General features: G+C 64.5%; 14 protein-coding genes and 1 other RNA gene. 2 read left to right on the top strand and 13 right to left on the bottom strand.

Annotated elements, in window-relative coordinates; all coding sequences use genetic code 11:
* Positions 1–5: 5 nt before the first annotated feature.
* Both AACZ65_RS04450 and AACZ65_RS04445 read right to left on the bottom strand, forming a co-directional pair.
* Complete coding sequence (locus tag AACZ65_RS04450; protein ID WP_339668363.1) at positions 6–935, bottom strand: dihydroneopterin aldolase; 930 nt, start codon at positions 933–935, stop codon at positions 6–8.
* A 196-nt stretch (positions 936–1,131) separates the two neighbouring features.
* Entirely contained in the window at positions 1,132–1,329 is a 198-nt protein-coding gene (locus AACZ65_RS04445) for a hypothetical protein (RefSeq protein WP_339668361.1), read from the bottom strand.
* A 155-nt stretch (positions 1,330–1,484) separates the two neighbouring features.
* Here AACZ65_RS04445 and AACZ65_RS04440 point away from each other — a divergent pair, with 155 nt between their 5' ends.
* Positions 1,485–2,111, top strand: a complete 627-nt coding sequence (locus tag AACZ65_RS04440) for a LysR substrate-binding domain-containing protein (protein ID WP_339668359.1) — start codon at positions 1,485–1,487, stop codon at positions 2,109–2,111.
* Here AACZ65_RS04440 and AACZ65_RS04435 read toward each other — a convergent pair whose 3' ends face one another.
* From AACZ65_RS04435 to gatC, 10 genes are all read right to left on the bottom strand, one after another.
* A complete protein-coding gene (locus tag AACZ65_RS04435) occupies positions 2,112–2,498 on the bottom strand; it encodes a hypothetical protein (RefSeq protein ID WP_339668357.1) in 387 nt (128 codons plus the stop codon).
* A gap of 121 nt (positions 2,499–2,619) precedes the next feature.
* Positions 2,620–3,030 carry a DM13 domain-containing protein gene (locus tag AACZ65_RS04430; protein WP_037268202.1) on the bottom strand — a complete coding sequence of 137 codons (411 nt, stop codon included), beginning with the start codon at positions 3,028–3,030 and terminating at the stop codon, positions 2,620–2,622.
* 224 nt (positions 3,031–3,254) lie between these two features.
* Positions 3,255–4,928 carry a cytochrome c oxidase subunit I gene (gene ctaD / locus AACZ65_RS04425; RefSeq protein ID WP_339668353.1) on the bottom strand — a complete coding sequence of 558 codons (1,674 nt, stop codon included), beginning with the start codon at positions 4,926–4,928 and terminating at the stop codon, positions 3,255–3,257.
* 418 nt (positions 4,929–5,346) lie between these two features.
* Entirely contained in the window at positions 5,347–6,126 is a 780-nt protein-coding gene (gene rlmJ, locus AACZ65_RS04420) for a 23S rRNA (adenine(2030)-N(6))-methyltransferase RlmJ (RefSeq protein ID WP_339668351.1), read from the bottom strand.
* 198 nt (positions 6,127–6,324) lie between these two features.
* A complete protein-coding gene (locus AACZ65_RS04415; RefSeq protein ID WP_339668349.1) occupies positions 6,325–6,825 on the bottom strand; it encodes a DUF2244 domain-containing protein in 501 nt (166 codons plus the stop codon).
* A 34-nt stretch (positions 6,826–6,859) separates the two neighbouring features.
* An RNA gene (gene rnpB, locus AACZ65_RS04410) (RNase P RNA component class A) lies at positions 6,860–7,273 on the bottom strand.
* Positions 7,274–7,285: 12 nt separating this feature from the next.
* Positions 7,286–7,918, bottom strand: coding sequence for an N-acetylmuramoyl-L-alanine amidase (locus AACZ65_RS04405; RefSeq protein ID WP_339668486.1), 633 nt, complete (start codon positions 7,916–7,918; stop codon positions 7,286–7,288).
* 64 nt (positions 7,919–7,982) lie between these two features.
* Positions 7,983–8,711 carry a hypothetical protein gene (locus tag AACZ65_RS04400; protein ID WP_339668347.1) on the bottom strand — a complete coding sequence of 243 codons (729 nt, stop codon included), beginning with the start codon at positions 8,709–8,711 and terminating at the stop codon, positions 7,983–7,985.
* A gap of 37 nt (positions 8,712–8,748) precedes the next feature.
* Entirely contained in the window at positions 8,749–10,236 is a 1,488-nt protein-coding gene (gatA, locus tag AACZ65_RS04395) for an Asp-tRNA(Asn)/Glu-tRNA(Gln) amidotransferase subunit GatA (protein WP_339668345.1), read from the bottom strand.
* Positions 10,236–10,523, bottom strand: a complete 288-nt coding sequence (gene gatC, locus AACZ65_RS04390) for an Asp-tRNA(Asn)/Glu-tRNA(Gln) amidotransferase subunit GatC (protein WP_037268196.1) — start codon at positions 10,521–10,523, stop codon at positions 10,236–10,238. The genes gatA and gatC overlap by 1 nt, the downstream gene beginning before the upstream one ends.
* Before the next feature lie 144 nt (positions 10,524–10,667).
* Between gatC and AACZ65_RS04385 the strand changes: the two genes are divergently transcribed.
* The gene (locus AACZ65_RS04385) at positions 10,668–11,360 is read left to right on the top strand and encodes a metal-dependent hydrolase (protein ID WP_339668340.1); all 693 of its coding nucleotides are present in this window, start codon (positions 10,668–10,670) and stop codon (positions 11,358–11,360) included.
* Between the two features lie 118 nt (positions 11,361–11,478).
* On the opposite strand, the gene AACZ65_RS04380 is transcribed toward AACZ65_RS04385, so the two are convergent.
* The gene (locus tag AACZ65_RS04380; RefSeq protein WP_339668338.1) at positions 11,479–12,159 is read right to left on the bottom strand and encodes a thermonuclease family protein; all 681 of its coding nucleotides are present in this window, start codon (positions 12,157–12,159) and stop codon (positions 11,479–11,481) included.
* Between the last annotated feature and the right edge of the window lie 16 nt (positions 12,160–12,175).

Below are 12,175 nucleotides of genomic sequence, written 5' to 3'. Positions count from 1 at the left end.
CGGGCTTACAAACCCGATTGCGCCACGTCCTGAAAGAGCACCGGCACGCGGCAGGATTTGGGCGGTGTCTCGCCGATCATCAAGAGGTCCGACGCCTCGATATGGCCCGCGAACCACGCCGCGAGCGCCACGGGGTCATCGGTCGCGACCCCCGGCCCGTCCACGGCATCGAGCACGATCTTGGACGGGGCCCAGACGCTGATCTGTCCGTGTTTCATCGACCAATCCAGCTCGGTCCGAGTGGCCACCACGACGCAGCGCTCATCCTGCCCGGCCAGAACCCAGGCATTCTGCTCCATCGCCAAAAGGTCGACACGGCGCTGTGTCATGCGGTGCCCTGTCTGGGGAGCTGCCACATCGGCACGGCCCACACAAAGGATCACCGGCTCGGCCCGCGCCTCGAGCTGATCAAGCCAACGGGCCAGATTGGGCGAGCGGATCGCGGTATTGGTCAGGAACACCACATGCGGATGCGGCGTGGTCGCGGCATGGGGCGTGATCGGCTTGGTCTTGAGATCATTGACCGAGCGCACGATTTCGACGCCCAAGGCCCCCGGACCCCGATCCAGTTTCTCGATGCGGACGAAGGTGCGCACCGCCTGCGGCTCCCACAGGATACGCTCGGCGATACGTTCCGCGAGGGTTTCGAGCAGGTTCAGCCGCTCTTCGGCCAGTTCGGCGGTAATCGCCTCTGTCACCTTGTCATAGCTCAGGATGCGGTCGACATCATCCTCGATGGCATCGGTCAGCGGGCGCACCTCGACCACCACGTTAAAGCAGATGCGCTGTGTCGTGCCGCGCTCGGCCTGAAAGGCGCCGATCTCGACCTCGACCACGTGATCGCGCACCGAAATGCGGTCCAGCGGCCCATCGGGCGAGGTGGCGCGCGCGCGGGCAGAGGGATGCTCGAAGGCGAGGCGGATTTCGTGTGTCATAGTATCGGTCCTGCGTATCTTGGGCATGGGGATAGCACGCAGGGTCAAGCCCTTGAAAGGGCGAATACGACCGCCAAGCGTGCGGAGGCGGCAGTGACACGCAGGAATGGGCAGACACCGCAACAGGCCCCGGATCGCTCCGGGGCCTGTTCTTCGCACGGCACATGGCCCGGCGGGCGGGCCTAGATCGCGGGCCTCAGGCCTTGCATGCGGGGCAAGGCGCGTCTCCGGCAGAGGGCTGTCGCGGAGACTGGACAAGGACAGGGAGCGACCCGGCGTGCGGACCCTGTTGGCGCTCGGTCTCTGGCATCTCGGCCAAGGCTTCGTGCAGCCCATCGAGATCGGCGCTGTGAAAGAGGCGCGAGGACATCATAGAGAGATAGAGATAGGACATGGGTGTGGCTTTTCGGTCTGCGCCGGTCAGCCGGTGCGTACGGTATCGGGCTGGATGCGCGCCAGCATCATGCGGGTGACGTGAATGGCATCCTTGAGCCCGAGACGTTCCTGTTTCAGCCGCTTCAACATGGCCATGTCAGGCATCGGGCGCTGGTGTTCGGTCGTGATACGGGCGTCGATATCCTGATGGCGGCGGCGCAGGGTGGCGATCCGGGATTGAAACTGATCATCCGCGATGCCGCACCGACGGTCCTGCAAGAGGAATTGCTCGAGGGGCGGCATGATCTCATCCTCGCACAATTGCCGCTCCATTCGGGGGATATCGCCGTGGAGCGGCTCTTTCGCGAACCGCTCAAGCTGGTGGTGGCGCAGGATCATCCGCTGGCCGTCAAGGACATGGCGCGGGATGAGGATCTGACCGGGCAGGACATTCTGGCGCTGCCGCGCGGGTATCCGCTCCATGCGCAGATGGTTGCGCTCTGCGAAGAGGTGGGGGCGCAGTTGCGGCAGGATTACGAGGGCTCCAGCCTTGATGCGCTACGGCAGATGACGGCGCTGAATATGGGGATATGCTTTCTTCCTGCGCTCTATGTGCAGTCAGAGGTCGCACCAGAAACCGGCGACGTGGCGATCCTCAGCTTTCGGCGGGACAGGTTCCTGCGCTCGGTCGGGGTGGCGTGGCGCAGGCGGTCGGCGCATGGGCCGATGGTGGAACAGATCGTGCGGGTGATCCGGGATGTCGCGCGTGACCGTTTTGCCGGTCTGGTGCGGCTGGAGTGATCACGCGCGGCGCTTGCGGGACACGCGCACGAAGGGGGCCGCCAAGAGAGACCAGCCCAACAGCGCCTGACCATGAGCAGACAGGCTGTGCGGACCTTGCAACGCGAGAAGTGCCAGCGCCTCTGCCGGGGTGCGCGGCGGCCATATCACCCATTGCGCAGGCAGGCTTGGGATCAGAAGGCGGTAGTATTCGTAATAGACTTGGGGGGATAACCAGACAAAGAGCCAATAGAGGCTGAAAGCGCCCAAGAGCCGAACCCAGATTGCACCGGTCCGCAACAAAAGCCGGGCCACCAGCAGAAAGGCAATAGACAGCAGGAGGCTCAGAGCGACAAGGCCGCATTGCCCCGCGAGGGACAGATCGAAAAAGGAATCCCGCGCATACATCGGCAAGCTATTTCATAGGGGGCACGCGTGATCGGCGCTTGGGATACCTTGCGCCCCGAATTGGCAGGAAAGGGAAAACCGCCGTTTCCGGCGGTTTTCGGTGTCACGCGCCGACAGCGGATCACTTGAGCGGGGCGACGCCCAAGATGACGCTGAACTGTTCGCAATAGATGTAGAGCTCATCATAGTTGTCGACGTCGATCGATGCAGGCACCTCAAAGCTGGCGGCGCCTTTCTTGACGGTCAGCTTGTCATGGATCTTGGAGCCCTTGGCATATGTCTCGTGATTGCCAAAACCGATCTTGATATCCGGTGGGTTCTTGCTGGGATCAAAGACGTAGTCTTCTGCGAGGTGGACGACGGTCTTGCCATCCTGTTTTTTGATCTTGACCGTTCCCGACACCGTATAGCCCTGCCGGCCCGACAGCGTGCCCTTGCGGATGTCCGGGCCAGCAAAGGACGGCGCGGCCCCGAGCGTGGTGGCAGCAGCGGCCAAAGTGAGGCCAGCAAAGTGTCGACGCGTGATGTGCATGGAAATTTCCCTTTATGACTGTATGGAAACCGCACTTAGGCACCGCTTGGCCGCATGGCAATTACGGGGCCGCTCACGGGTGATCACCTTGGTGATAGCGCGGCAATTGCGGGGTCGCGCAACGGATGCGATGCTTGGGCAATGCCCTGCGGCGCAGGATTGGGCCGCTGCCATGCAAAAGGCCCCGGATTTCTCCGGGGCCTTTGTGTTTCATGCGGTCCGCCTTAGTGCGCGGGCTGTTTGTCCCAGTCTTCACGCTTGGGGAGCTGTTCAAAGGTGTGCTCCGGCGGCGGCGACGGCAGGGTCCATTCCAGCGTGTCGGCATATTCGTTCCACGGGTTCGGACGGGTCTCGCGTGCGCCCCGGAAGAGGGCATAGATCACGAGACCGAAGAAGAACACGAAGGACGCGAAGGAGATGAAGGCACCGATCGACGACCACCAGTTCCAGACCGCAAAGGCCTCGGGATAGTCGATATAGCGGCGCGGCATGCCCTGACGACCCAGGAAGTGCTGCGGGAAGAAGGTCAGGTTCGCACCGATGAACATCGCCCAGAAGTGCAGCTTGCCGCCCCATTCGGGGATCATGCGCCCGGTCATCTTGGGGAAGTAGAAGTAGATCCCCGCAAAGATCGCGAACACCGCGCCCAAGCTCATCACATAGTGGAAATGCGCCACGACATAGTAGGTGTCATGATAGGCACGGTCCACGGCGGCCTGGCTGAGGACAATGCCGGTCACGCCACCCACGGTGAAGAGGAAGAGGAAGCCAAAGGCCCAGAGCATCGGAGTGCGGAATTCGATCGACCCACCCCACATGGTCGCAATCCAAGAGAACACCTTGACCCCTGTCGGCACCGCGATGACCATCGTTGCCAGCATGAAATAGCTCTGCTGCGTCAGCGACATGCCCACCGTGTACATGTGGTGCGCCCAGACAACAAAGCCCAGAACCCCAATCGCGATCAGCGCCCAGACCATCGGCAGATAGCCAAAGATCGGCTTGCGCGCGAAGGTGGCGATCACATGGCTGATGATGCCGAAACCGGGCAGGATGATGATATACACTTCCGGGTGGCCAAAGAACCACAGGATGTGCTGATAGAGGATCGGATCGCCGCCGCCCGAGGGATCAAAGAAGGTAGTCCCGAAATTGCGGTCGGTGAGCAGCATGGTGATCGCCCCCGCCAGAACCGGCAGCGACAGCAGGATCAGCCAGGCGGTGACAAAGATCGACCAGGAAAACAGCGGCACCTTGAAGAGCGTCATGCCCGGCGCGCGCATGTTGAGGAAGGTGGTGATCATGTTGATCGCACCCAGGATCGACGAGGCACCCGACACGTGAACCGCGAAGATCGCAAGGTCCATCGACATTCCGCCCTCATTGACCGAGAGCGGTGGATAGAGCACCCAGCCCACGCCCGAACCCAATTGACCATTGCCACCCGGTGCCAGCAGCGAGGCGACGCCCAGCGAGGTGCCCGCAACATAGAGCCAGAACGACAGGTTGTTCATGCGCGGGAACGCCATGTCCGGCGCGCCGATCTGCAAGGGCATGAAATAGTTGCCAAAACCGCCAAACAGCGCGGGAATGACGACAAAGAACATCATCAGCACGCCGTGATAGGTGATCATCACGTTCCACAGGTGGCCGTTGGGCGTACATTCGGCGACGTCAGAGGCGATGAATCGCGCGCCTTCCATGCACATGTATTGAACGCCCGGTTCCATCAGTTCCATCCGCATATAGACGGTGAACGTGACCGAGATCAGGCCGACGAATGCCGAGACGATCAGATAGAGGATACCGATATCCTTGTGGTTCGTGGACATGAACCACCGGGTGAAAAACCCGCGCTGATCTTCGTGTTCGTGGCCGTGAATGGCTGCATCTGCCATTGTCTGCCTCCTGCTGGTGTTGGTGCCGGAGCATGGAGTGCTTGAGTCTCACATGCCCGTGATGTTTCAGGGTTTTAGAATGTCTGGGGGGGCGCGGCAATGCGCGAATTTGATGCAGATCAAAGAATTTTGTCGCACCCCCTTGCGGTCGGGGGCAGGAATGACGGGGGGTTTGGGGGAGGTAAGCATGGGCAGTCGCCCGCCCCTACGCCTAAACTCAGCCTTAACCAGACCCCGCCCATCATGGCGGGGCGAGACAGGCGGGCGGGCGCGATGAATCACCTCTATTATGGCGACAATCTGAGCGTGCTGCGCCCCATCGAAACCACACCCGTCCCGGGCTTGCCCCGGGACCTCACCGAGGCAGCGCAGAGGCTTCGGCGCGGGGGCCGGGGCGATATGACCCCGATCAGACCCCTCACCCCTTCGCCGCGAACACCTCTGTTATCCGCGCAAGTTCGGCCTCGAGCCCATAGGGCGGGTTGACCACGAAGAGGCCGGAGCCGCCCATCCGGTGCCCGGCGCGGACGGGGGGAAAGGCGACCTCGTGGCGCAGGCCCTCGGGAAAGGCCGCGCCGAGGTGGGTCAGCATCCCCTCATGCGCCCCGCTGGTCAGGATCGGATACCAGAGCATCAGGATGCCCACGTTCCATTTGCGGGCGATCTGGGCGAAGTGTCTCGGGATGCTGTCATACTCGGTCTTGACCTCATAGCTGGGGTCCGCGAGCAAGAGGCCGCGCCGGGGCGTAGGCGGGCAAATTTCTTGTGCCATTTCGAACCCGTCCTGCTGGCGGATGCTTACATCATACCCCGCGAGATTGCGGCGCAGATGCGCGTGCTCTCCGGGGTGCAATTCGGCCAGATGCAGGCGGTCCACGCTGCGCAAGGATAGGGCAGCCATCAGCGGCGAGCCGGGATAGGCGGTGGCGCCATGCGCCGCGCGGGTCTGGGTCAGGCAGCGGCGAAACGGGTGATCGGGGGCAAAGCGCGCCTCAAGCCGCGCCACGCCCTGCGCCGCCTCGCCGGTTTTCAGCGCCGCGGCATCATTCAGATCATAGAGCCCGCGCCCGGCGTGGGTCTCGATATAGCTGAGGGGCTTATCCTTTTGGCACAGATAGGCCAGCACCCAGGCCAGGGCCGCGTGCTTGTGGACATCCGCCGGATTGCCCGCGTGATAATGGTGCTGATAGCTGAGCATGGCGGTTGGTAGCAGGTCGCGGTGGTGTGGAAAAGGGGGCGCTTGGCGTTCCCGTCCCGGGCCTGACCCGGGACCCCTCTGCCAAATCCAGAGGCCCCGGCTCAGGGCCGGGGCGGCAAATACACCCGTCCCGGGCTCGACCCGGGACCTCGTTCGCACCAACCCAAAGCCCGCTGGCTCAGGGCCGGGGCGGTTTCCCTAGCCCGCCGCAGGCGCGCGCAGCGCACGGAGCAATTCGCCGTAGAGCGCCACCCGCTCTTCTTCGGACAGGAACGCGCCGATCTCGACCTCGCGCCCCGCCCCCTTGAGCGTGAGGTAATGCGCGACCGGCCCGCCGGTGTCATGCATGTTGACCTGCGCCCAATAGCGGTTGCAGGCCCATTCCTGCACATCGCCGCGAGGGTTGGTGCGCAGCAGATGCACCTCTTCGGGCGCGATGGTCAGCACCTCGCTCAGCCGCGCGCTGCGATAGCTGTGTTCCAGCGCCCACCACATCCCCGCCAGCGCCAAGAGCAGAAACGGCAACAGCCCCCAGAGCACCGCCGTGCCAAGAAGCGGATAAAGCGGCACGGTGATGAGCGTGAAGGTGGCCAGCACAAAGGCGGCAAAGCCCCGGCGCGGCAACGAGCGGTGCGGCCAGAGCGAGAGGGTCATATCTGTGTCGGCCTCGGGGTGAGGCGTGGTCCATTCATACGGCATGTCGGGGTTTTAATCCGCCGGTGCAAAATGAAAAGAGCGCGGAGAGCCTGTAAGCCGGATTCTGTCCACCCCGGACCGAAACCCGGGGCTGGATGACCATTCCTCTTGAGACGCTGTTGCCACCGCCCCTCTAGCTGCCAACCCGGACCGCCGGGCCAAGACATGCCTGCGGGCGGTATCCCGGGCCGAAGCCCCGGACCAGCCCCCGCGCGCGGTCCCTATTTGGCATTGCTCCCGGTGGGGCTTGCCGTGCCGGTCCGGTTGCCCGTCCCGCGGTGGGCTCTTACCCCACCGTTTCACCCTTACCCCGGATCGCTCCGAGGCGGTCTCTTCTCTGTGGCGCTTTCCCTTGGGTTACCCCAGCCGGGCGTTACCCGGCACCGTTGTCTTGTGGAGTCCGGACTTTCCTCGTCACCCTCGCAGGTGCCGCGGCCATCCGGCCCTCCGCGCAAGGGCTGACTTAGGCGCTTGGGGCGGCGCGGTCAACGGCGAAGCGTGCGGCGAGGTCCGCCATCATCGCGCAATCCTGCGCGTCCAGTGGCCCCGTGACATGCGGGCTAAAGCGCAGGCGAAAGGCGCGCAGGATGTCGGCGTCGCTGACACCCTCGGCCCGGACATAGCCAAATCTCGCGGCATCGCGGGCGAATTGCGCAGGCGCGGCCCCGTCCCCTGCCCCGACCTCTGGCCAGATCGACAGCCCCTGCCGCGCCAGCCGCCGCCAGTCAAACCGCGGTCCCGGATCGCCCTTGCGCGCGGGGGCCATGTCGGAATGGGCAATGACGCGCGCGGGCGCGATAGCCCAGCGCGCCATGATCCCCGCCATCAGGTCTTCCAGCGCCGCCATCTGCGGCTCTGGAAACGGCTCTTCGCCGGGGTTGGCCAGTTCGATGCCGATGGAGCGCGAATTGACATCCGTCACATCCCCCCATTGCCCGGCCCCGGCATGCCAGGCGCGCGCGGCCTCATCGACGAGATGCCAGACGCGGCCCTTGGGGCAGATGAGGTAATGCGCCGACACCTCGGCAGCGGAATCACACAACCGCTCAAGCGCGGCCTCGGGCGTGGCCATCGCGGTATAATGCAACACGATCATGTCCGGCCGCGCGTCGCCCCGGCGCGGGCCGAAATTGGGCGACGGGTGCCGGATCACCGCAGGTTCAGCCGCGCACCGCGTTGCGGAACGGGCGCGGGTCCCAGTTGCAGGCATAGCCATCGCCATCGGGGTCGAGCCCCTGACGATCCCGCTCGGGGCCGCCACGGCGGAGGAAATCAAGCTGCGCCTGATCGGCAGAGGGGTATTGCGCGCAATTGCGCTCGAACTTCGAGGCGGCATTGATGCCAAGGCGGCGATAGACCGGCGTGCCCACGGCATGTTTCGTGCTCAGCGCGTAGTCCACGATATTTGGGCCCACATCGCTCGGACGGCTGCCGATCGCCTGTGGTTGCACCACTTGGTATTGCGCGCGGTTGTTGGCGATGCGTTCGGCATCCTCGGCGATCGAGCGTTCGGCCCCCACGGCGTCAAAGTTGTTCTCTTGCGAGATCCCGGCGGCATTCTCGACCGCGGGGGGCGGGTTCGAGGGGCTGGCATTCAGCGGCGGCACGCCGGAATTGGCCTCTGCCGCCTCAAGGGCGGCGCGCGCCTCGGCGGCGATGGTGGCGGCGTCGTCGGACTGCGCCGCGGTCTGGCCCGTAGCGCTCAGCGACTCGGTCGAGACGGCATCGGGCGGCGGCAGAGAGCCACGCGCCAGCGCCGCATCGCGCGCGGCCTTGTCGCGCTGATAGCTGTCATAATCCTGAAAGCCGACCCCGGCGCCACTATCGGGCACGGCGGGCGCACAGGCCACCAGAGCCATCAGGGCAACCAAACCAACAGTGAACCGCATGTCTTTCATCCTGCCAAAAGCTTTTTCGACCCGCGCCTTACCACCATTTCGCGGGCTTGGCCACAAAACCCGCAGCCTGTTCCAGCGCATAGGCGGTGTTAAGCAGATCGCCCTCTTCCCAAGGCCGCCCAATGAGTTGCAACCCGAGCGGCAGCCCCTTGCCATCCAGCCCGGTCGGCACGGCAATGCCCGGCAGACCGGCAAGGTTGACGGTCACGGTAAAGACGTCGTTGAGATACATCTGCACCGGATCGGCATCCGCCATCTCGCCCAGACCAAAGGCGGCGCTTGGCGTGGCGGGGGTGAGGATCGCATCGACGCCCGCGGCAAAGGCCTCGTCAAAGTCGCGCTTGATCAGCGCGCGCACCCGGCGGGCGCGGTTGTAATAGGCGTCATAGAACCCGGCAGAGAGCACATAGGTCCCCACCATCACGCGGCGCTGCACCTCGGACCCAAAGCCTTCGGCGCGGGTTTTTTCGTACATTTCCGTGATGCCATCGCCCTGCGACAGCTTGGCCCGGTGGCCATAGCGCACCCCGTCATAGCGCGCGAGGTTGGATGAGGCCTCGGCGGGGGCGATGACGTAATAGGCGGGCAGCGCGTATTTCGTATGCGGCAGGCTGATGTCGCGGATCTCGGCCCCGGCCGCGCGCAGCATATCCGCACCATCGGACCACAGCTTTTCGATCTCGGCGGGCATACCCTCCATCCGGTATTCGCGCGGGATCCCGATGACCTTGCCGCGAATATCCCCCGTGAGCAGCGCCTCGAAATCCGGCACGGGAATATCGGCCGAGGTGCTGTCCTTGGGATCATGCCCGCACATCGCCCCCAGCATGATGGCAGAATCGCGCACCGTCTTGGTCATCGGCCCGGCCTGATCGAGGCTCGAGGCAAAGGCCACAATGCCCCAGCGCGAGCAGCGCCCATAGGTGGGCTTGATGCCGGTGATGCCGGTAAAGGCCGCAGGCTGGCGGATCGAGCCGCCGGTATCGGTGCCGGTCGCACCAAGGCAGAGATCGGCGGCCACGGCACTGGCAGAGCCACCAGACGAGCCACCGGGCGTCAGCGCCGCCTCATCATTGCCGCGTCGCCAGGGGTTCACGGCATTGCCATAGCACGAGGTCTCGTTGCTCGATCCCATGGCAAACTCGTCCATGTTGAGCTTGCCCAGCATGACCGCGCCCGCATCAAACAGGTTCTGCGTCACGGTCGATTCGTATTCCGGGCGGAACCCCTGCAAAATCCGGCTTGCGGCCTGAGAGGGCACGCCCTTGGTGCAAAAGAGGTCCTTGATGCCCAGCGGGATGCCGCACATCGCGGGCGCATCGCCCTTGGCAATCCGCGCATCCGCCGCAGCGGCCTGCGCGCGGGCAATCTCGGGTGTGTGATGCACAAAGGCGTTCAGCGCCCCGGCCCCCTCGACCGCCGCAAGACAGGCCTCGGTCAGCTCGACGCTGGTCACGTCGCCCTTGCGCAGCGCATCGCGCGCCTCGGCAATCGTCAGTTTGTTGAGATCGGTCATCATTCCACCACTTTCGGCACGGCAAAGAAGCCCTCGCGCGCATCGGGCGCGTTGGACAGCACCGCCGCCTGCTGATTGCCATCGCTCACCACATCCTCGCGCCGCTTGAGGCGCATGGGCGTGACGCTTGTCATCGGCTCGACCCCCTCGACATCGACCTCGTTCAACTGCTCGATGAACCCGAGAATGGTGTTGAATTCATTGGCCAGCGCCGGCAGCGCGTCTTGCGGCACAGCGATCCGTGCCAGCTTGGCCACCTTGGCGGCGGTTTCGAGATCAATCGACATGAGCCTCTCCCACGATCCGTTTGGCTTGCGTTTACCGCCGGGACCGCGCGGGCGCAAGCGGATCGGGCCGGCACATCGCCCCCTTTCCTTGCCCGACATGCTTGCTAAGGTATGGGTCAACATGAAACCCTAGCGGAGACACCAATGCACATCACATGGCTCGGCCACAGCTCTTTCCGGATCGAAATCGGTGGACAGGTTCTGCTTCTTGACCCTTGGCTCAACGGCAACCCGATGCTGCCCGAGGATCAACATGGCCCCGCCACCGAGGGGGCCACCCATATCCTGCTGACCCACGCGCATTTCGACCATGTCGCCGATGTGCTGCCCCTGGCCAAACGCCTCGGCGTGCCGGTCGTGGGTCAATATGACCTCATGTCCCATTGGGAGGCCAAGGAGAATATCCAGACCGTCGGCTTCAACAAGGGCGGCACGGTCGATCTGGGCGGGGTGCAGGTGACGATGGTCCATGCCACCCACTCCACCTCCATCGCGACCGACGCCGGACCGCAGGTCACGGGCAGCGAATGTGGCTATATGATCGCGGGCGAGGGGCATGTGATCTATGTCTCGGGCGATACCGATGTGATGGCCGATATGGGCGTCTTCAACGCGCTCCATGCGCCCGACATCGGGATTCTCTGCGCGGGCGGGCATTTCAACATGGACATGCGCCGCGCCGCCTATGCGGCCAAGACCTTCTTTGACTTCAAGACGGTGATCCCCTGCCACTACCGGACCTTCCCGATACTGGAGCAATCCGCCGAGGCGCTGGCGGCGGCCCTGCCGGGGGTCGATGTGATCGAGCCGCAAGTGATGCAGCCGATCACTCTCTGAGCACGCCGCGCCTTTCACTGTTCCAAAAATACTCAAAAACGCCCCGGGCTCGCCCCGGGGCGGCGCACATCTCTCCGCCCCGGCCCTGAGCCGGGGCCTCGCGCACCGCTCTTCATGCTCAGCGCTTGGCGCGGCGCCAGCCTGCGGCGCGGGCCTCGGCCTCGGAACAGAACCAGCGTTCGCCCTCGGCCTCGTTGATGCGCGTCGCGTCATAATCCGCCTGTCCGGGCATGTGATAGATCCGGTTGCCGGATCCGCTGCGGTTGCCCTTGATCACACAGCCCCCTTGCGGCGCGGGCGCGTTTGCCGGGGCCTCTGCCGCGCGGTTTTCGCGCACCATGCGGCGGTGATCCTCGGGGCGCGCCATCAGCACCTCGTGCAGGCCGCGCCCCGCCACAACGGCGGCTTTTTCATCCAGATCATAGGCCATCGAATATTTGCGATAGGCCAGCGCCAGACCATCCGCCACCAGCATCCGGCCCACATCCTGCCCCACCACCGTGCAGCGCGCGACGGTGCGGTCATAGCGGTCCTTCTCCACCGCCTCGCAACGCGCCTCGCGGCCCTCGATCCGGGCGCGCACCTCTTCGGCCACCCATGTGCCGCAATCCCAGGTCTCGCCATCGGGGTTGGTGCAGATCTGCCCCAGTTCCGGCGCGTCGATCCCATGCAGCCGCACGCGGGTCTCGCCCACGTCGAGCGTATCGCCGTCGATCACCCGCACCGGGCCGCCAAAGCCCTCTGCCCCCGCCGAAAGCGGGACCAGACCGAGAACGATGAGTAAACAAATCCTTAACATACCCCCTTATGCCGGA

This window comes from uncultured Roseovarius sp. (assembly GCF_963972555.1).
GTDB lineage: Bacteria > Pseudomonadota > Alphaproteobacteria > Rhodobacterales > Rhodobacteraceae > Roseovarius > Roseovarius mucosus.
The sequence above is the reverse complement of the archived record's forward strand: the minus strand, read 5'-3'. Positions and strand labels throughout refer to the sequence as shown.

What these genes read in the sequence shown, in the direction of transcription:
- AACZ65_RS04430 (WP_037268202.1), bottom strand. Translation starts at nt 3,030, where the DNA reads ATGCACATCACGCGTCGACACTTTGCTGGCCTCACTTTGGCCGCTGCT.
- AACZ65_RS04385 (WP_339668340.1), top strand. Translation starts at nt 10,668, where the DNA reads ATGCACATCACATGGCTCGGCCACAGCTCTTTCCGGATCGAAATCGGT.
- gatC (WP_037268196.1), bottom strand. Translation starts at nt 10,523, where the DNA reads ATGTCGATTGATCTCGAAACCGCCGCCAAGGTGGCCAAGCTGGCACGG.
- AACZ65_RS04435 (WP_339668357.1), bottom strand. Translation starts at nt 2,498, where the DNA reads ATGTATGCGCGGGATTCCTTTTTCGATCTGTCCCTCGCGGGGCAATGC.
- AACZ65_RS04380 (WP_339668338.1), bottom strand. Translation starts at nt 12,159, where the DNA reads ATGTTAAGGATTTGTTTACTCATCGTTCTCGGTCTGGTCCCGCTTTCG.
- gatA (WP_339668345.1), bottom strand. Translation starts at nt 10,236, where the DNA reads ATGACCGATCTCAACAAACTGACGATTGCCGAGGCGCGCGATGCGCTG.
- AACZ65_RS04405 (WP_339668486.1), bottom strand. Translation starts at nt 7,918, where the DNA reads ATGATCGTGTTGCATTATACCGCGATGGCCACGCCCGAGGCCGCGCTT.
- AACZ65_RS04400 (WP_339668347.1), bottom strand. Translation starts at nt 8,711, where the DNA reads ATGCGGTTCACTGTTGGTTTGGTTGCCCTGATGGCTCTGGTGGCCTGT.
- AACZ65_RS04445 (WP_339668361.1), bottom strand. Translation starts at nt 1,329, where the DNA reads ATGTCCTATCTCTATCTCTCTATGATGTCCTCGCGCCTCTTTCACAGC.
- AACZ65_RS04415 (WP_339668349.1), bottom strand. Translation starts at nt 6,825, where the DNA reads ATGCCGTATGAATGGACCACGCCTCACCCCGAGGCCGACACAGATATG.
- rlmJ (WP_339668351.1), bottom strand. Translation starts at nt 6,126, where the DNA reads ATGCTCAGCTATCAGCACCATTATCACGCGGGCAATCCGGCGGATGTC.
- ctaD (WP_339668353.1), bottom strand. Translation starts at nt 4,928, where the DNA reads ATGGCAGATGCAGCCATTCACGGCCACGAACACGAAGATCAGCGCGGG.
- AACZ65_RS04450 (WP_339668363.1), bottom strand. Translation starts at nt 935, where the DNA reads ATGACACACGAAATCCGCCTCGCCTTCGAGCATCCCTCTGCCCGCGCG.